Annotated in this window: 12 protein-coding genes; 8 read left to right on the top strand and 4 right to left on the bottom strand. The window is 48.0% G+C overall.

Going from position 1 to position 19,992, the window contains the following annotated elements; all coding sequences use genetic code 11:
- Positions 1 to 30: 30 nt before the first annotated feature.
- The 3 genes from ABD031_RS14215 to ABD031_RS14205 all read right to left on the bottom strand — a co-directional run bounded on the left by ABD031_RS14215 (position 31) and on the right by ABD031_RS14205 (position 10,497).
- Entirely contained in the window at positions 31 to 582 is a 552-nt protein-coding gene (locus tag ABD031_RS14215) for a hypothetical protein (protein ID WP_343852598.1), read from the bottom strand.
- A gap of 240 nt (positions 583 to 822) precedes the next feature.
- Positions 823 to 5,052, bottom strand: a complete 4,230-nt coding sequence (locus tag ABD031_RS14210; RefSeq protein WP_343852596.1) for a hypothetical protein — start codon at positions 5,050 to 5,052, stop codon at positions 823 to 825.
- A gap of 24 nt (positions 5,053 to 5,076) precedes the next feature.
- A complete protein-coding gene (locus ABD031_RS14205) occupies positions 5,077 to 10,497 on the bottom strand; it encodes a hypothetical protein (protein ID WP_343852594.1) in 5,421 nt (1,806 codons plus the stop codon).
- 437 nt (positions 10,498 to 10,934) lie between these two features.
- Here ABD031_RS14205 and ABD031_RS14200 point away from each other — a divergent pair, with 437 nt between their 5' ends.
- The 7 genes from ABD031_RS14200 (at position 10,935) to ABD031_RS14170 (ending at position 17,765) form a co-directional block, all read left to right on the top strand.
- Positions 10,935 to 11,156: a FeoA family protein gene (locus tag ABD031_RS14200; protein ID WP_343852592.1), complete on the top strand. Its 222-nt coding sequence runs from the start codon at positions 10,935 to 10,937 to the stop codon at positions 11,154 to 11,156.
- 4 nt (positions 11,157 to 11,160) lie between these two features.
- On the top strand, positions 11,161 to 13,293 hold the full coding sequence (feoB, locus tag ABD031_RS14195; RefSeq protein WP_343852590.1) for a ferrous iron transport protein B: 2,133 nt from the start codon (positions 11,161 to 11,163) through the stop codon (positions 13,291 to 13,293).
- Between the two features lie 184 nt (positions 13,294 to 13,477).
- Complete coding sequence (locus tag ABD031_RS14190; RefSeq protein WP_343852588.1) at positions 13,478 to 14,953, top strand: lipopolysaccharide biosynthesis protein; 1,476 nt, start codon at positions 13,478 to 13,480, stop codon at positions 14,951 to 14,953.
- 429 nt (positions 14,954 to 15,382) lie between these two features.
- Positions 15,383 to 16,306 carry a universal stress protein gene (locus ABD031_RS14185; RefSeq protein WP_343852586.1) on the top strand — a complete coding sequence of 308 codons (924 nt, stop codon included), beginning with the start codon at positions 15,383 to 15,385 and terminating at the stop codon, positions 16,304 to 16,306.
- 88 nt (positions 16,307 to 16,394) lie between these two features.
- Positions 16,395 to 16,940, top strand: a complete 546-nt coding sequence (locus ABD031_RS14180; RefSeq protein ID WP_343852585.1) for an RNA polymerase sigma factor — start codon at positions 16,395 to 16,397, stop codon at positions 16,938 to 16,940.
- A 31-nt stretch (positions 16,941 to 16,971) separates the two neighbouring features.
- Positions 16,972 to 17,331 carry a hypothetical protein gene (locus ABD031_RS14175; protein ID WP_343852583.1) on the top strand — a complete coding sequence of 120 codons (360 nt, stop codon included), beginning with the start codon at positions 16,972 to 16,974 and terminating at the stop codon, positions 17,329 to 17,331.
- A gap of 5 nt (positions 17,332 to 17,336) precedes the next feature.
- Complete coding sequence (locus ABD031_RS14170) at positions 17,337 to 17,765, top strand: hypothetical protein (RefSeq protein WP_343852581.1); 429 nt, start codon at positions 17,337 to 17,339, stop codon at positions 17,763 to 17,765.
- Positions 17,766 to 18,017: 252 nt separating this feature from the next.
- On the opposite strand, the gene mscL is transcribed toward ABD031_RS14170, so the two are convergent.
- On the bottom strand, positions 18,018 to 18,446 hold the full coding sequence (gene mscL, locus ABD031_RS14165; protein WP_343852579.1) for a large-conductance mechanosensitive channel protein MscL: 429 nt from the start codon (positions 18,444 to 18,446) through the stop codon (positions 18,018 to 18,020).
- Between the two features lie 167 nt (positions 18,447 to 18,613).
- On the opposite strand from mscL, the gene ABD031_RS14160 reads away from it, so the two are divergent.
- Positions 18,614 to 19,992: S9 family peptidase (locus ABD031_RS14160; RefSeq protein ID WP_486278040.1), on the top strand; the 1,379-nt coding region annotated here is incomplete at its 3' end.

Raw genomic sequence — 19,992 nt, 5'->3', positions numbered from 1 at the left:
AGACAGCCTCTTTCAATAAAATTCATCCTTCTAAAACTCTTCCCTTCTTAGAGAATAGGTGATTTTGGTATCAACCCACTTTTTTTGGGCTTGGTCGAAAAAGGTCTGGCTCAACACGAGTTCAAGCACAGGCTCTCCGCTAGTCAAAACGCCAAGCTCTTCTACGGTAATCGTCTGGTGCAAGCGAGTAGGCTCGTCAAAATCTGGAGCCAAAGACCAGCCCAAAGAGATCGATCCATCTGCAGCAATGTCGGCCCTCCTCCCGAAACTACCATGTCCAAATCCAAAATTGGGATCTTCTTCTGCCTGGAATGGGATCGTAAAAACTACCTGGGGATAGCCCACATTGAACTCTTGGATACTATACACCGAGACAAAGATACTGTTCGGCCAAATCCTCATCGAACCAAACTCCGCCAAGAGATCCTCAGAGGTAATCCCATCTCCTGAGATATCAATGGCCTGATCGGCAAGAATAGATTCAACGACATACCTACCAAAGATCGTCTCGGGTTCTGCTTCCTCTTGGCAGGAAAAAATCAGCATACTGAGAGCTGCAAAAAGCAAAGAAATTTTCTTCATAACAAAATTTAAATTGTTGATTTTCAATATATACAAATCATCAAACTAAAACGATATTCATTTAAGATTTCTTCGGGAAATCCATATTTTTTCATTCGACTACAACTTTATCCCAGAAGGTTTACTTTCAAAGTTCAATCAACCTAAACATTTCAAGTCTTTCCAGACTAAATAGCACATCCCACAGGTACAGAAAAGCCCAACCTGTCGGTTGGGCTTTTTGCATAGGGGGTCAGCAACTTACTCACAGGTAGGGCAACAAACAAAAGGAACCTTAGTCAACGGTGAGGTCCTGACAATCCTAAAATTCCCCAGATTGCCGCCCAAAACCGCTTGCTCCGGAGGTACTGTCGCAGAAGCTGCGGCGGCAGCATGCATCATTCTTTGCCCCTCTTGATAAGCCTGAGCAGTTTGGTCGTTCGGATTGCGGGCTCTGAATACATTAAAGTGCTCACTGATATTCGTGATATTCCCAAATACCTCGACGACCAACACGCTGAGCGGACTATCCTCGGGCAGCCCCAAGTCGGTCAGGAGATCAGCGATTTCCTGCGACGTAAACACCGCTGTTCCAACGGAATGTGATTCCTTCAGATAGGCCAGAAGCGTCGTGGTTTCGAGCTGGGGAGCCACTTTGAATATTCCCTTTTTGTAATCCGGAAGCACAGGTTGAAAATAGGTCTGTTCGGTCAATGCATTGATCAATTTCAGCTTTTTCGGGTCCGTATTCACTTGCACATCGATACGCATCTTTCGCTCACCGAGTAGGATATTTCGAAAATCCAGTCCATCGGCCTGATGCACCTGCGCGTACAGCAAGGTCCATAGGCTGGTGCGCGGTGGCTTGGACGTCACATTTTTTCCCCTGAAAACCGCCTTGGCATAGGGAGCAGAGACATACATATGGTTTTCGTTTCGGTTGAGTGAGCAGAGCAAGGTTGGTACCGGATGCTGCATCCCGGTGACCCGTTGCTCCCTGCCAAATCTTCCTTGGGCAGTTGACCAAAGGTTTCCTTTGGGCACTCCTCCAATCGGTTCGAAATCTGGAATTGTATCAAAGATCTGTCCACCCAGTTCATCATCTTCTGCTTCACGGTCGATAAAGTGCGCATGCCCCACTCTGAATTCGTAAGTGAAAAAGCCGAACATTTCCGCACTTTCAGGATGCATGCCGGGAGGTACCGGAAGCAAATAGTGGACATCACTATCCGTGGATTTGACCATCATCTGCATCGCATCTATCCCCGACTTATCGTCACTCTGGTCGGGAATTATCCTCCTGATCACCTCCGGATCGAGGCTGAGCGAGGACTCTTCGGGTATTTCGAACAGATCAAAATCATTGTTGGAAATCAGCTGATCCGGTGCGTTGGCCAGCATTCTGCAGAAATAGGTGTCGTCCGGGTTTTGGATAGGTTCCTCAAATTCAACCCAAAGAAACCGCTTCCTCGCCTCCGAGCTACTGTAATCGTCCGTCCGGTCGTAGGGCGAAAAAGCCAAGCCGACGCTGACGATTTTCGGAGTCTGGGAAGGATTCAATACAGTGGGCAGTTTCAGCAATTCCGTCGTCGTAGTGCCGGGGTCCGCGTGCCCTTTTTTCAGCTTGGGTACCAGGGTATATTCTGCCCAAAGCTCATCAGGATACCTTAATTCCGAAGAACCGGGCCGCTTCCGCTCATTTTTGGGCTCGAGCGCATCGATGAAGATGATGCGCGTGTAGTCCCGATTGACCGCGTCAAAGTTGTCTTGCTGCAATGCTTCAAAGGAGACGGTATGCTTGATCTCAATGTCGTCCAAATAATTATTGACGCGGACTTCTTTCTTGGGTTCTCTTCTGAATCGGTGTTTTCGTTGGATGACAAAAGCTACATCCTCATGGCCGTCCCAGCTCCAATCGCGGTTGAGCTGGTAGCTGAGGCAAGTCACCCAGTGATAATAAAGGTCTGCCTTGGTAGCAAAGGTGATACTGCTCCCATCCGGCGCCAGACTGTGGCGTATTCGGGAGCTACAACCAAAGGCTACCCGCTCCCCTTTTTTGGCCATCAGGGTCAATCCTTTGGATGCCAGCCCCAGAGAATCAGCAAGACGCTTGACGACATCGGGCTGGTCATTTTCTGACCTCCTTCGAAGTCTCGCTCCAAAACTGATTTGCTTGGTCGTGGGTATCGGATCCGGTTTCAGGTAAAGCGCCTGGAGTTCAGGAATGTTTTTGTATGGCAAAAGCAAGGCCTCCTCATTCTGGCTTTCCTTGTAAAACATCAACTGCTGAACCTTTCCAAATCGACTGTCTTTGTCCTCGTCGGTATCAATGATGCCAAAATAAATTTCCTCGGGCTCCACCGAAGAAGCCACTGCTCTCAAGGAAACCCTCACCTGACGCCCGGTAGGAAGAACCAGTGCAGTTTCTGAAAGCTGATCAAACTCCAGCTTCTTAGATAGAAATGGATCAGCAGGTTCTCCCAAGTTGAGAACCGGGACATCCAGAAAGTTGATCGGGAGCTCTATTTTCCCATCGAAAGCTTCCGGGAAATCCCAGTTTCGGGAATACAGCGGGATATAGCTATCCCTACCCGAGCGGCTGAGTTGGGTATCCATCCTGAGCGATTTCACCTCCACGATGATCTTGATCTGATGGACATCCGGATCCGGAAGCGCGGGTTTTAGGCCGGTATCAGTGAAGGCCAAAGCCTTCAACATCGCTATCGGATCCTGACCGATTTGCTGATATTTATCCGTAAATACCACGGCAGGGTATTCAAGCAGCGGCCTTTCGATCTGGATGACAATGTTGTCGCTGAATTCTGTGTCCTGCGTATCAACGGAGTTAAAAAAATTCACTCGGTGCTCTCTCAAATTAAGGGGTTTTTCGATCCGGAGCATTCCTGGATTGACGTAACGCTTGAAGGAAACAGAAGTGTCCGGACTCGGTGCGGGATTCAGTGGTTCATCTCCCAATGCCGGCCCGCCACCCGATATATCGGATAGGCGGATTCGGAATCGATAGGTATTTCCATACCTCAACAGTGTCTGAATGGCGCCGGGAGTCAAAGCATTATTTGGATCTACTTGTCCGGATTCAGGCCCAGCCTGAACTTTCCCGTTAGGCTGATTGGTCCGATAGATCTCCATTGCATCCTTGTCCTCGGTCGCAAGGCTTTTCCCGATCCAATAGGCATAGTACATCGGCAGCCAATAGCCGTCACTTTTCGGTCCTGCGATCTTGGTCGGGTACACCTGATAGGGAAGCTCGGTGGTCTGATTGGAAAATGTACTCACCAGACCGTCCTGAGAAGCGTTAACTTGAATAACATTGAGACTTTCCCAATTCGCTCCTGCTATTGCTTCCTTTACATCAATGTGATATCCCATCACACCAAGTGCCGCATCGAGGCGTTTGTTGGAACCCGGAGCATCGCCGGGGTTCTCCAGAATTTGCCTTAAATACCAAGCCAGAATCTGCTCATCGTCCCAACCCAGCCGAATACCCGAATCCGATTGCGGAGGAAGTCCGTCTGGCGCCTCCTGAAGTAAATTTCCACTTTCCGCCTGATTGGCATGTACAATCTTGGCAAAGCCGTCACTATAAAGATGGGCTTCCAAAAACAATTCATCCCAGGGACCGGCAGGAATTGGTTCGGTCAGTTCACCGGACTTTTGATGCAAGACAGGAAACAACACCGGAGCAAAAACCGGTCTGTCCTCTCCTATGACTAGCTCAGGGATTTTCGCAGCATAGCGCTTGATCAGAGGGCCGTCTGCCTTTTCAAGTAAAGCCGTTTGCGCGTCTTCGTATTCGGCATCGACGATTTCGGCATAGAGGTATCCGCCATTTTCAAACCAATCCGGTTCGACTTCCAACTGAACTTCATAGATCATTCCACAGGCCTTGGCCAGTAGAGGCTGTCGGAGGATGTTTGCAAAAACCTTTCCCCAGCTGACGTTATTTTTTGGTTTGTAGTCCTGGATCAACTCGACTTTGTCCCTGACTGCGCACTGATAGGAATCATCCGTTACAGAATTGGGATGGCGTGGCTGCGTGAAATTGAAGCTCCTACGGTATGAAAGCGACAGGTATTGTTTGATCCCTCTTTTACCAGCTTCTGCCAAAGGTACTGGAGCGGGAAGTTCATCGGTGGTATCAGTGATGGTAAACTGTGCCGCAATTTGCGTCAGTATAGCTGCTTTATTCGCGGCAGGCACTTCCGTCACATCTTGGAGAACGGGTTGCCTACTCGCCGCAGCAGCATTACTCAGAGGAAAATCGTCTGTCCCCTTTACAATGGCCAGTTTGAACTTGGGCTGCAACTCTGCAAATCCGGGAACTTGCGTGGGATCGGGAAGCGAAAGTCCCGTCGGCCAGTTGGCAAAAGGATCATTGTTTCTAGGGACGACGACAATATTGACAGTCAGCACATTTCCCACCAGTCGCTGAGGGAAGGTCATTAGGGTTAGAATTCTTCTTGGTTCCATGTCGAAAAGATTAAAGGGAAAAAATCAGGCGATTTGACGGCCTTCCTGCCAGGTTTCTTCAAAACTAATGTTGATGATGAAGCAGATACTGATATCCAATCCAAAGGTGACGGACGCAGTACAATCAGTTTTATCGTTTGACCTGGTCACTGTGCCGCTGGCCTCAATGTAGATCGTCACACTGACCAATCCACCGATCAGACTTGCGTGGCCTTTGAACATCATGAAGGCGGTCACGGATATTTCCTCGGCCGATGCATAGATCTCACAGCCTACCATAAAGGTCACGCTGACATTGCCGATTACCGGCAATCCCACCGACAGCGATGCTCCAAAGCCAAACTTCATCGTCAGGTTAGGCCCTACTTTGGTGTCGCAGGCTACCTTCAACTCTACTGCTCCAATAGCATAAACCGTCGCCCCGCCGACTGTCAGACACATGACTTCGAGGCCTCCTTTGAACTGGATAAATCCACCTGCGGTCGGCAAAAGTTGTGTTGGATCTGTAGTGACTTTCAGCGCCGCATTAAAATAAACTCCCAACGCAAGTCCGGCTTCGAGTCGTAACGGACATTGGGGGGCATTATACAGGTTGTCTTCTGGTGGGAAGCGTACCAAGGGAATCTCCTTGGTTGCTTCAAACTTATATTCCCAGATCTCTCCGGCATTACTCATGGCTATCTGAAGCCCTTTTTTCAGGACTTCGGCATAGTTGCCGGTTGACATCGAGGCCAGCATTTGCAGCAGGTCAATTACTGGCTGGAGGTCTTCGCTGAATTCAATCTCAGGAGTAGGCAAACCCTCCAATTTGTTCGGGTTGTCCGGTCCACCTTCGTATCCGGATTCTTTGCCTTTTTGCGCGTCGAAGTTCCCTTTGATCGTCATCAAGCGCTCGAATGAGCCCAAGTCCACGACCATCCCCACATTGTTTAGGCGGCTCTTCCATTTGTCCTTGAGATCATTGGCAAAGGAATCCACATCAAAATTCAGCTTGGAAGGCTTGGCTGGAGGGTTTCCTGCCTTGGTTTCTTTGGCTTTGTATTCTATGTAAATCTTGAGTGCGTCCATCTTGACCAGATAGAGAGGATCCAAACTCGGGATATCGAAAGCCATCGCTTTGCCAAGCAGATCATTTGCCTCGCCCGTCAAGAGCTTAAATCCACGGTCTATTACTTCTCCATCCCCCACATCGGTTACCAAATCCATGAGTTCAAAAACCTGCCGGTCACCGTCGAGAATGGGATTCGTCTTAAATGCATCCAACGGATTTCCGTTGGCATCGACCCCTGTGACCAAAGCGACCGCTTTTCCCAAATTGGTGTAGCCATCACCGATATTCGGAAAAATGCTACTGCTGTCCATTAATCGATAGGCATCGGCAAAAGCAGGGGGTGTCTTGCTGAGCAGTTTTTTGGTGCCAAATTTGAAGCTTGGCGTTAAAAAAAGTGTCTTTTGCGTCGCTGTGGTTTGCAGCAAGCCAAAGTTCATGGTGCCTCCTACCGGATTTCTGAGTACCTCCATCGGGTGCGCCATTCGGAGAAGCTTGCCTGTTTGAATTGCCGCAGGAAGTGCATTTCCCTCTTTCCATGTTCCTTCCCGTACGACCGGAATCGGTATATAGGTTGGCAGAGGAGTGACCTCGCCAGTCCCGGTCTCGTGCTGTACCACCGACCAGCTTCCATCCTTGGGCAACAGCACATTTCCCCGCGCCGCCGCCACGAAAATCGGATCTGCGGGATCGTTGGTCTTTTTCACGGAGGGTGAAATATCAAACCGGGTAATCCGCATCTGCTGACCTGAATCATTCAAATCCATCACGCAATCCACATCTCCTCCAATCAGTCCTCCCTGTAGATCCAACAGGGCCTTGAAGTTGGCTTTGGGAATCGTGACACCTTGCGGCGCCAATTGGACGTAGCCAAGAATTTTCTTGGATGGGGTCATTCCGTTTTTATGACCTTGGACAAGGTTGTCGATCTTGATATTTGCATCAAACCATACCGCTCCCAAGATCACATCTTTGGTGATCTCAGCCCCGGTCGAGTTGGTCACCCATTCTCCAAATTCGTCTACATATTTTTCATTGATAGGGATCTTGATCGCCTTTGGAACGTTGTACTCGGCGATGTTCCCATCCTCCTGAATATTGTTCACATCAAATAATCCTCTAATAGGGCCAGTATGCAATTCATACGGCTCGACAGTTACGGTATGAAAGATCGTATTTCCCGATTCATCAACACCTTCCGGCGGCAGGCTCTTGTCGATATATCTATATCGGAAATCAAATAGTCCGTCTGACTCAGCCTGCCAACCGCTGTCTGTGCGGTACACATGCCCAGAGCCAGTCCTGAAAAGCGTGATCGTCCGAACCACCCGGATGCCCCAGGGATACAGGATGCTTTTCACCTGGATCACTTCATGACCGGTCCTGCCCAGCATGATGTCAAATCTCGCCTGACTCGTCTCCGCAATCGCAGCCCTCGGACTCAGCCAGTTGCTAAAGGTGCTCGCGCCGTATCCGGAGAAGTCGATCTTGGACAGGGGAACTCCACGCTTTTTGAGGATGTCAGGAGTCGACTCACTGGTGAAAAACTCACCGTTGAAAATCTTGGTGACGCTTCTGCCCAGCGTACTGGCGTTTGCAGGCTGACCACTCATTGCCAGGACATTGGCCAGTTGAACGGTAAATCCTTTGAACATCGGGCTGTCAGGCCCTGCCCCTTGCATCGCATCCTTTCCGTAATCCTTGGCAATCGCGCGGATCTGGGTTCCGCCGATGAGATCATTTGGAAAGCTGGGATTGACCAGCCTAAGCTCGGGTTTTTGGGATTCCCTTGGCTCATCGTGAGAAAGTTCTGCAAGTGCCCTCAGCCCAAAAGGAAGCGTGAAAAAGGCATCAACAGGGGTTTTTTTATTCTTGTATTGCTCAAGTGTGTACTTCACCAAAGGCTTTGGGGCGAAAGGAACTTGCCCCTCATGGTAATTGGCAATACGGGTCGCTCCCCCGTCATTTGGATAGTAGTTGAAAAACAAAGGCGGATCGCCGATCACATTGTTACCGGGAGGTGTCAGATTGTAAACCGGCTCCCAAGCCACCTGAGGGAGCATAAAAAGTCGGGCGGCAGAGCTTCGAACTACGACCTCCATTCCGTCCACACCAAACATCTGGTTAGACGTCTGCTCAATGTGAGCGATGTTCTCTCCTTTCGTGACCGCAATTCCCGTCTTCACCCGCGCCGGAAAAGGAGTTCCTAAGCTGACACCCATTTGGTTGGCATTGGAACTGACATCCAACAGTGCAAAAAATTCATTCTGATACTTTTGGACGTGCGGGATCAATTGGTCTTCATATGGAGGCAAGGGCTTATTTGCCAGAGCACTACTTCTCAAAGCCTTCGCACCAACCTTTATTGTTTCTGAAGCCAAGGGTTTAGTTTCCACTGGTGTTGCGGTAGCCAAAGTTCCGCCAGCTAATCCAAAACTTCCAGCTGTGCTCTGCTGCTCATTGGTTTCGTTGCCAAAATGAAAGCTGACTTTCACTTTGTCGGTCTTTTCGTCCACCGGCTCTTGTGAAATCTGACATACCAGCCAGCTGATGATCCCCTGAACCCCGCCTTTTCCTTCTCCTCTTTGCAGCCTCCTCAAGTAAGTGAGGTTGGCCAGATAGGGATCTGGAAGTGTCGGTAGATAACCTAATAGACCAAATACCAAAATGGTTTGGCTTTTTGTAATGCGCTTCCACTCCGGGGAGCATGTTCCAAAAAGCATTGCTCCGTTTACCGGAGTCACCGTAAACAAGGCGTTCTCCAACGCAAGAGCCAGACTCTTGAATCTCGGAACCTTATCATGAGGTAATTTATTATCCCACAGAATGTTATCATCAATCAGATACAGCAAATTTTTATCGCCGTAGCCGGCCAAGATCATCAGACTATCTTTGGTCTTGACTCCCACCGGCAAACCATTGACCATCACAGGGCGATCCACATGGAGCACGGCATTAACGGTCGTTGCCAGTAATTCAATCCCCTCAGAAAGCGAGTTATAAAGCAGAGAACTCTTCTTTCCCAAAAAGACATTCAGACTGGTTCCGTGCTGATCGTCCTTCCAATGCTCAAATTCCTGAAAAGCCCCTTCCCCTTCTCCGGCAAGTTCTGTAATTCCGATCCGGTCCGGGTCGATCAAAAAAATGGGTTGGTTTAATTTTAGGTTTTTGGCTTGCAAGCCCTGCCAGGCACATTTGAGCCCGGGCTTTGCCTCGATGAAAAATCCACCCGATCCCGCAGCTTCCAGCGGATTGTCAACATCCAACTCGGCAGCGGAGATCGCCCAAGCGGACGTCTTCAACGGGGCAGCCCCCATTAGTTGAAAAAGTGTGCTCCTCTGGTTTATGGGTGCGACTGCTTCCTGAGGGGTAGCCATCGGGATCAGCAAGCGGCTGACTTGAGCATTATAGCTTGGAGCTGCGTTTTTTTGTTGGAATTCGAACTTTTGTCCATAAATCTCCGCCATTCCGGATCCGACCGTGGCAATTTGCGCCTTGGTGGCGCCTGTAAACGAAAACGCGAATTTGTCCGGCGTTTTTATGTCGACAGCAGCACCATCTTGACCATACATCTTGCTAGAGTTGGGTACCGATGCCGCCTGCCCCAAGTTCAATGATACTTGCACTCCAGTCTGTGCTCCCAAAACGAGCTTATTATTTTGGAGGACGGGATTTTGGCTAAGCTGTATCTGGCCGGACGTGACCTTTAGTCCTATATAGCGGTTGGCAGGTGCAGTTGATGCCAGCATGTCTGCCCTGATCCAGACGCTGCCTGCCACGACCTTGTAATCACCGGCCACGACGGGAGGCGGAGCATTGACTACTAACTCCAGCTTTGTCTGAAATTCCGCCTGGAAAAGAATGACCGGAAGCGAACTATTCTGCTGATAAAGACCCAAAAGTCGCACAACTTTATAAAAATCGATCAACACAATCCGCCCGTCTTCCCGGGTAAGCGGACCAATGGTTTTTTCAACTTTTGCTCCGGCGGCCCATTGCGGCACACTCGTCTTTAGCTGTGTCGTCCGAACCGGAACTTCCCTTACAAACGCCTTTAATCCAACGGTCTCCACCTTCGATTTTCCGACCACCTTTATCTTTTCGGCGGTCACGTCCTTTTCAGCTTTCCCGGCTGTTACTGCTTTTTCTAGTGTCTCGGTCTTTTCCACCGTTTCGCGGATTTTCTCCATCTGAGCCGGCTTGATTGTTTCTTTTGCAAAAAGCTGAGACCGCTCAAAACTGAACGACTCAGACTTGACGGTCAAATCCTTGGATACGAGCAGACTATTGGCAAATAAGGGGAGCCCTTCCTTCCAAAGTCTGTCATCTTGGGCATCATTAAGCTGCAGGTGTCCAAATACCTCAGCGAGCAAAGCGCTTAACTGGTCTTTTTCCATGTGATAAAAAATTGAGGGTTAAATCAGGCGCTATTTTTCAAGTAGGAATTGACGGCCGCCAGCACAAAAAGTCGTTCTCGAAATCGATTGAAAACCGAAAAATAGAAGTCGAATCTAAACATTATTCCTAGATATCGACAAGAAAAACCGATCGTAATCCATGGAAGTTTTTACTTTTAAATTTCGTTAAAGGCAAAATTATTAACGTGAGTACCAGATAAGTTCAACTCTTTATCTGAATATCCATAACTGTCTTTTTTTTCGGTACTATTGGTCGAATCCTGCCGATCGCAGGGAAAGCTTGTGAGAGCTGACACATCAGATCTAGGACCTGCTAAGTACATCTACGAGTGTCGCTGCCAGACAAAATTCTTCTCTACTTTTCCTTAGATTCATTCCAAATAATCCTATTTTTGCCCCAAGGAGAATATCGACCCATGAACGCTGACACCCTTCCTCTGAATAAATCCGGGAAAATCTTAGAGATAGTACCTTCCCCACTGAAAATCAACCTGATGGAATTGGGCTTCCTGCCCGGTAAAAAAATCACGCTCCAACATCTGGCTCCGTCCGGTGACCCGATGGCATTCCTGATGGAAGACACTCTCCTGGCACTTCGAAAATCAGAGGCTGCCCTGATCCGCGTAGAACAGATTTAATTTCATGGCCGAAACTATCATCTCCCAAAAAACAGGCACCACGCAGATCGCACTGGTTGGAAACCCTAACGTCGGCAAGTCTACTATTTTCAACTACCTAACCGGCCTCAATCAAAAAATCGGAAATTATCCCGGTGTGACGGTGGATAAAAAATCCGGCTCGGTTCAGATCAACGGTGAAACTTTTGAAATCCTCGATCTCCCTGGTACCTACAGCCTTTTCCCCAACTCGGAAGATGAAATCATCGCCCACCGGGTACTCAATCAGACGAAGCTTGAGACCAGACCCGATCATGTGCTGATGATCATAGATTCATCGCAACTTTCCAGAGGTTTGTTTTTAGCTACTCAATTGATAGATCTCGGGGTCAATCTGGCGATCATTCTGAATATGTCCGATTTGGCCCAGAAGAAAAATATCGAGATCAAGACCTACGAGTTGTTCAAATCTCTCGGAGTTCCGATCCTGTCAACCGACGCGCGAAATCAAAAAGGACTGGACGAGGTCAAGAAACTGATCAGTGAAAGGAATTTCTGTAAGGCTCCGGGCTTCGTCGAAATCCAGCAGGTGATTCCTGCGGAAATGCTCGACCGCGTTCTGGAAAAGTTTGAGTTGGAAAACTCCTATCAAGCCTATCAGTTGATCCGGTTTGGTACCAAAGACAAGGCGATCCCAGCGAGCGACCGAGCTTGGCTTGAGAATTTCATTCAGGAATCATCTTTCGATCTGGAAGAAGCCCAGCTGGAAGAAACCAAGATCCGCTATAAGAAGATCACGGAAATCGTGACCCGGACTTTGACCAAAAAACCCGAACCCAAGCCGAAGTCTAATCTCGACAAAATATTCCTGCATCCCGTATTGGGTTATGTCGTGTTCTTCGGCATCCTCTTGCTGATCTTCCAGACCATTTTTACCTGGGCTTCGTACCCGATGGATCTGATCGACGGGCTATTCGCAGATATCAGTGCGAGAATTTCTGCTGCGTTGCCTGACGGCCCGCTAACGCGGCTTCTATCCGAAGGTGTCATTCCCGGCATTGGCGGAGTGGTCATCTTTATTCCGCAGATCGCGATGCTGTTTGGCTTTCTGGCGATTTTGGAGGACACGGGCTACATGTCCAGGGTGGTGTTTCTGATGGATCGCTGGATGAGACCTTTTGGACTTCATGGCAAAAGTATCGTGCCGCTGGTGTCAGGTGTGGCCTGCGCCATTCCAGGGGTGATGGCTGCCAGGAATATTTCCAACTGGAAAGAAAAAATGATCACTATCCTGATCACGCCGCTGATGAGCTGCTCCGCGAGATTGCCTGTCTACATCATCTTGATAGGCCTAGTCGTACCTGATGAAATGGTATTGGGATTTGTCAACCTCCAAGCTCTGGCCTTGCTTGGATTGTACCTGCTAGGGGTGGTTGGAGTATTTGGAACAGCCTTTCTTTTGAAGTTTATTCTAAAATCCGAGGAGAAAAGCTTTCTGCTTACTGAACTCCCCCCCTACCGCATTCCGCGCTGGAGTGATGTTGGGATCACGATGTTTGAGAAGTCAAAGACCTTTGTGATGGAAGCAGGAAAGGTGATCTTGGCCATCTCGATTGTGCTTTGGGTTTTGGCATCCTATGGCCCGCCGTCAAGGATGGATCTAATCCGACTGGAAGGTGAAGCACGATTAGAAAACGTAACCGACGAAGCTCAAATCGCATCCATCGAAGCCGAAACGAGCTCACAGTTATTGGAAAACTCCTTCATAGGAATCATGGGCAGAGCCATCGAGCCAGCAATCAGGCCGCTGGGCTATGATTGGAAGATCGGCATTGCTTTGATTACTTCCTTTGCGGCCCGGGAGGTCTTCGTTTCGACCATGGCCACGATCTATAGTATCGGAGGAGATCTGGAAGACGAACTGACCATTCGAGAAAAACTCGACCAGCAAATCAATGCGAATACTGGCGAGAAAACCTTTAATGTGGCCACTGCTTTCTCTCTGATGGTATTTTATGCCTTTGCGATGCAATGCATGAGTACCGTTGCGGTGGTGAAGCGAGAAACCAAAGGCTGGAAATGGCCGTTGGTTCAGACTGTATATATGAGTGTATTGGCCTACGTCAGCGCGCTGATTACATACCAAATTTTATCCTAAAATGTGGCAGGAACTCGGAGTCGGACTACTCGTATTTGGCGCACTGGTGTACTTGGGTAGGAAATATTTTTCCAAACCAAAATCTCAGGCCGGCTGCGACAAATGTGTCAAACCCTAACTCAAAATCCGAGGTAAAAAAATCGGGGGTTCGAAGGAATTCCCGTTTTTTTTATACTTTTCAACAATGAGTAAAATCGCCCAGCAAAGTATCCAAACCACCATTTTTTCCTATTGCGGTGTGGTCTTGGGTTACATCAATGTCCTTTGGCTGTATCCCTATGCGCTGGACGCTACCGAATTGGGTACGTTTCGCACGATCCAGGATCTGGGGCTTTTGATGGTCCCTTTTGCCCAATTGGGAGTCGGTCACGGAATTACCCGGTTTTTCCCAAAACTGGAGCAAAACCAGTCCGCGTTTCTATCGTATAGTCTCGTCTTTTCACTCTTGGGCTTTGTCGCCGTCAGCGGGATATTCTTCGGTTTTCAACAGCAACTAGTGGCCCTGTTTGCGGTCAACTCGCCGGAAGTGATCAACTTCCTGGGTATCGTGTTGTTGATTACGTTGTTCGCTTTGCTAAACAGTGTGCTGGATGCTTACAGTCGGTCCTATTTGAAAGTCGCCATTCCGACCTTTTTTCGGGAGGTATTCCTAAGACTACTGACCTCGATCTTGATCGGCACCTACCTCTTGGGCTGGATCGATTTTGAACAGGTGATGCAGGGACTAGTTGCGGTCTATGGTTTGACATTGTTTGGGGTGTTGACCTATTTGATTTGGTTGGGAAAAATCCACCTCGATTTCAACTGGAATCACTTCCCTGCGGGGTTCCGATCTTCGTTTATCCGCTTTAGCCTGATCACCTTTCTAGCTACGGCTGCCTCCACGCTGATCATGAAGATCGACAGCATCATGGTCAGCTCGATGGTGAGCCTGGAAGCGAATGCAATTTATTCCATCGCTTTTTACATGGCCTTGGTCGTGGAGCTGCCAAGAAGAGCCATATCTCAAGTTGCTATGCCAGTGATCGCAGATCATTTTGCAAAAAATCAGATCCCGGCGATCAACGGCCTGTATCGGCAGATTTCAAACCGGCAACTCTACATTTGTCTGCTGCTATTCGCCTTGATTTGGTGCAACATCGACAGCATTTACCACTTTGTCCCAAATCGGGAAATCTACCAGGCAGGGAAATGGGTAGTGTTTTACATCGCCCTTGGAAAAATCTTCGATGTCGCCTTCTCGGTCAACAGCGAGATTCTGGTTTTCTCGGCCTACTATCGATTCAATCTGGTGCTGACGATCGCAATGAGCATCCTCATCATCGGAGTCAACTATTGGCTGATTCCGGTCTTTGGGATCGAAGGCGCAGCCATCGGATCCGCCACGGTGATGCTGGCGTTCAATCTGGTGAAGTATTTTTATTTGAAAATCAAGCTTGGCCTCGATCCATTCAGTCGAGAATCCTTTAAAATCCTCCTCGTAGGGATGACCGCATTTACGGGAATGTTTTTGAGCTCCGAAGCGATCGCCCCCATGCTTTTGATGGTAGTCAAGTCTCTCTTGATTGTAAGTGTTTTTGCGGGAATGTCATGGCTCCTCGGTGTAGGGAGTGAAGAATGGAGCTGGATCAAAGCAAGGTTAAAAAAGTCCGGACCTTAGAGTGTTACAAACCTCCGTACTGACAAGATTTGAGCTGCCTTAAAACCGCAAACTTCCACTGTTATCCTGCGTTTTGTGCGAGGTCCCAAGTGAATGGGATGAGGCCTGTTTTTGGAGAGGGCTTCACTCGTAATTGTAATTAAATTGTGAAGTTTGAACAAGTCGGCGGCCCGGACAACACAAATATACGGGATCAAATCTTTTGGGTTACCCAAATCCATGGAGAAATGTCCTGAAGCTGTCGAACAAATCCCTCACTCACGGATGCTGTCCAGCTTTCCCCAAATATAATTTCCCTCTAAATCATTTTGTTCTGATTCATTATGAGGGAATTATGCATCCGCTCATCAAAATCAAAATTATATTTTGCAGAAATCTCGATAGATTATTGGTCTTCAAATAACTTTGCACTGCAAAACCTCGGTTACTATGTACCTGATTAAGAAATTGATTGTTTGTCTCGATCAGACCCCCCTGGATCAAACGCTGATAGAGTATGCGTCTTTCATCGCCAAAGTCAATCAAGCCAAAAAAATCTACTTCACCAATGTGATCAAGAACCTTTCGATTCCGAAAGAAGTCCTGGAGGAATTTCCCAACCTGATCGAAAACATGATCAATGAGCGGAAGGAAGCCATGGAAAAAATGGTAAATGAGTACTTTCCCGAGATCAAGGGACTGGCAATCAGCTATGTGGTCAAAGAAGGAAATCTTGCCAAAAAAGTACTCAAACTCGCGGAGGAAAAGTCCGTAGACATGATCCTGATCGGTAGAAAAGTCGAATTGCCAGGGACGGGCGTCGCGTCCCAGCGACTTGCCCGAAGAGCCAGCTGCTCTCTCCTGATCGTACCAGAAGGTTCCAAACCAAAGATCACCAAACTTTTGGTTCCGAGCGACTTCTCTGACTACTCTAAAGACGCGCTGGAAGAGGCCATTATGATCGTCGCAAGACACGGTGGACATGCCGAGATCGTCTGCCAAAATGTATTTTCCGTACCAACCGGGTATCACTTCACCGGCAAAAGCTACGAGGAATTCTCCGAGATTATGAAGATGCACGCTGAGATCAACTACCGGAAGTTTATCCGTAAGATCGACACCAAAGGCATCAAAATCACCCCGATCTACACCAAAGACGACGACGACGACCCCGTGCAGGAGATCGTTTCCAAAGCGATCGAGGTCGGAGCAGACGGCATCATCATTGGTGCTAAAGGCCGCACTGCCGCTACGGCACTATTCATCGGAAGCATGGCAGAACGCCTGATCCAGTTCAACGACAGCCTGCCTCTCCTAGTCACTCGACCCAAGGGCAAAAACGCCGGAATTTTGGATTACATTCTCGAAATTTGATAGTTCCGATTTAGAAAAGAGTACTAAACCAGCACTCTTGTCATACATTTTTAAACCATATTTCATTTCCTGAGTCCAAGGACCGAGAATGAACCTAACCGATCAACAAATACTGGAGCAAATCCGCTCTCCCTTCACCAGGGAAATTGGCTTCAGGCAATTGATCGAGACCTACCAGCGAAAGGTCTATCACGTCATTCGCCGCATGGTCATCATCCACGAGGATGCCGATGACCTGACCCAAAACACCTTTATAAAGGCGTACCGTTACCTGGATAAATTTGAGGGAAATTCCTCGCTATTTACTTGGCTGTACCGCATCGCCACCAATGAAGCGCTGAGTTTTCTGGAGAAAAAAAAGAAACGGTTTTTCCTGTCGATCGATGATCATCAGGAAAAGATGGAATCTCATCTCGATCACCATGGAAATCTAAACGGAGACGAAATTCAAGTCCGGCTTCAAAAAGCGTTACTAAAGCTTCCTGAAAAACAAAGACTGGTCTTTCATTTGAAGTATCAAGAAGAACTGACCTATGAGCAGATGGCCGAAATCACGGGCACGAGTGTCGGAGCCCTGAAAGCAAGCTATCATCATGCGGTCAAAAAAGTCGAACAATATGTCTTGTCTGAATAAACTTTATCCTTTCACCAAAGTCTAACTTCCGATGAATAAGCTGCCAAAAATCAAAGATTTGCAGGCTCCAGACGGTTACTTTGACCGCCTGCCCGACGATATTCTGGCTAAAACTAAGCCCAACAACTCCGTTTCGTGGACAAAATATGCCGCGGCGGCAGCAATCTTGATCGGATTGGGCCTCACCTGGCAGTTTGGGGGAATTCCATTCGAGGAGCAGCCTATCTCTTTGGATGAGGAAGCCCACCTGTATATCGAAAGTCAAATTTGGACAGCAGAGGACATCCTGAGCTTTGCCGATGATCCCAATGCACTGCTCGATCAAATAATTGAAGAAGAAATGCCTACCTCTGAGGAGTTGTGGGCAGAAGATGAATCAAACTGGTTTTAATCATTATGAAAAAACACTATGCTATTGCCGTCCTCCTGCTCTTTGTATTGTCTTGGGAAGTTTTGGCACAAAGACCTCCGATAGACCGGGAAAAATTGCAATCCGCCAGGATCGCCTTTATCACGACCCGCATCGATCTGAAACCTGAGCAGGCCGAGAAATTTTGGCCGATATTCAACGAGTACAATGACTCTAGGGAAGCTACAATGCGTCAGATCTCAGATTTGGGAAAAAACATGGAAACGGTAAGCGAAGAAGAGGCCAAATCCCGGATTCAAAAGCGTCTGCAGCTCCAGGGACAATTGCTTAAAGAAGAACAGGCATTTGTGACCGATGCGTCAAAAGTACTATCCTCCAAGCAAATCCTGATGCTAAACAACATCGCTCGGGACTTTAATAGACAGCTGTACCAAAGAGGGAGAGACGGGAAGTAGGATGGCGAAAAGTGGTCAGTCACTGTCATTTCGACCGCTGGGAGAAATCTTACCACACGGACCAGTAATGATGATGAAGCCTCTCCTATCATCGAAGTGACTGCAATCTCTAGAATGCAAAAACCAATTCTCAGAATAAAAAATCCTTCGAAGTTTAAATACTCCGAAGGATTTTTACTTTTCAAACTGTCTTCCGTAAGCAAAGTGATCACTGTGACTGCGGAACTGATTACTGGCTAGTGCAACTGATCACTATTCCTTCTTCTTCAGCAAATCTCTGATTTCTTCCAAAAGCTTCTCCGAAGGCGTAGGCGCAGGCGGTGCAGGTGGAGCGGCCGCAGCGGCTTCTTCTTTGCGGTTCAACCGATTGATACCTTTGATTGCGATGAAGATCACAAATGCAATGATCGCGAAATCAACGACATTCTGGATAAACATCCCATAGTTCAGCGTGACCGCAGCCACTGCCTCACCGGCAGCATCGACCGTCTCTTCTTTCAATACCAGCTTCAATTGCTTGAAATCCACCCCTCCAACGAGCAGCCCGAGTGGAGGCATGATTACGTCATTGACAAAAGAAGAGACAATCTTTCCAAATGCTCCGCCGATGATCACACCGACCGCAAGGTCTATGACATTCCCTTTGACGGCAAACTCTTTAAACTCTTTTAATAATCCCATAAAGTATCCGGTTGGTTGAAGTACACTTCAATATTCTGAAAATAATGGGTTTGTGCAACACTCCATTCCTTTTTCCTCTGGGTCTTAATAAAAAAGCTAAGCTTCGCCTCAAAACTTTGAACCATGCCCCTCATTTTTTCATTAACCTTGCAACAAAATCACCCCGTATGAAAGCTCCGTTAGCACCTCAAATACCCCATATTTTAGAAATCCACGGTCACAAAAGAGTCGATCAATACTATTGGATGAATGATCGGGAAAACCCTGAAGTCATCGCCCACCTCGAAGCCGAAAACAGCTACACTAAATCGGTAATGCAGCGGACAGCCGCTTTTCAGAAGGATCTCTTTGAGGAAATGAAAGGTAGGATCAAAGAGGACGATCAGACGGTCCCGTACTTCAAGTCGGGATACTGTTGGTACGTGCGCTATGAAAAAGGGGGCGAATACCCGATCTATTGCCGGAAAAAAGACTCAATGGAAGGTCAGGAAGAAATCATCCTAGACGTCAATGAATTGGCAAAAGAAAAATCCTATTACCAAGTCGGAGGTACGTCTACCACTCCTGATCAAAAAATCCTCGCATTTGCTGCAGACGAGGTCGGCAGAAGGATTTATACGATTTGGTTTAAAAACTTGGAAACAGGCGAGATCTATCTGGAACCCATTCCTGAAATCACCGGAAATTTCGTTTGGGCCGATGACAATGAGACGCTTTTCTACTCCAAGCAAGATCCCGAAACGCTCCGCTCCCATCGCATCTACAAACATCGACTCGGCACTGACAGCCAATTGGACGAGTTGGTTTTTGAGGAGAAAGACGAGGAATTTTCTTGCATGGTCCACAAGTCCAAGACAGAGAAATACCTCTTCATCCACTCGGAAAGCACCATCTCCTCGGAGATGCGATTTCTGAAAGCTGATCAACCAGACGGTGAATTTCAGATTCTACAGGAGCGAATTCCCTTCTTGGAATACGCCGCAGACCACTTCGGAGACTATTTTTGGATCAAGACCAACTCCGACGCACAGAATTTCAAGTTGGTCAAAGCTCCCATCTCGGCGCCCAACAGAGAAAACTGGACTGATGTTATTGCCCACCGCCCGGAGGTATTGTTAGAGGATTTCGACCTTTTTTCTCGATATCTAGTAACCCAGGAGCGATCAAATGGACTGACGCAGATCCAGATCCAACCTTGGGATGGAGTTCGCTTCTCACTTCAATTTGACGACGAGACCTACACCGCATGGATCAGCACTAATCCCGAATTCGACACCGACACTTTGCGATTCGGCTACAATTCGCTCGTGAGTCCCAGCTCGGTTTTTGATTTTGACATGATTTCAAGAGAGAAGACCTTGCTCAAACAGCAGGAAGTCGTTGGAGGATACGACTCGTCGCTATATCATTCCGAACGGGTCTGGGCAAAAGCAAAAGATGGCATATTGGTCCCTATCTCGCTGGTCTATAAAACATTCATGAATAGGGGAAATTCACCCGCAGCCATGAAAGTCGTAAAAGGAGTTACCACAACTTATTTACGACA

It is taken from the genome of Algoriphagus jejuensis, from assembly GCF_039523455.1.
Lineage (GTDB): Bacteria > Bacteroidota > Bacteroidia > Cytophagales > Cyclobacteriaceae > Algoriphagus > Algoriphagus jejuensis.
Note: the sequence above shows the minus strand (reverse complement) of the source record. Positions and strands in the feature narration are given on the sequence as shown.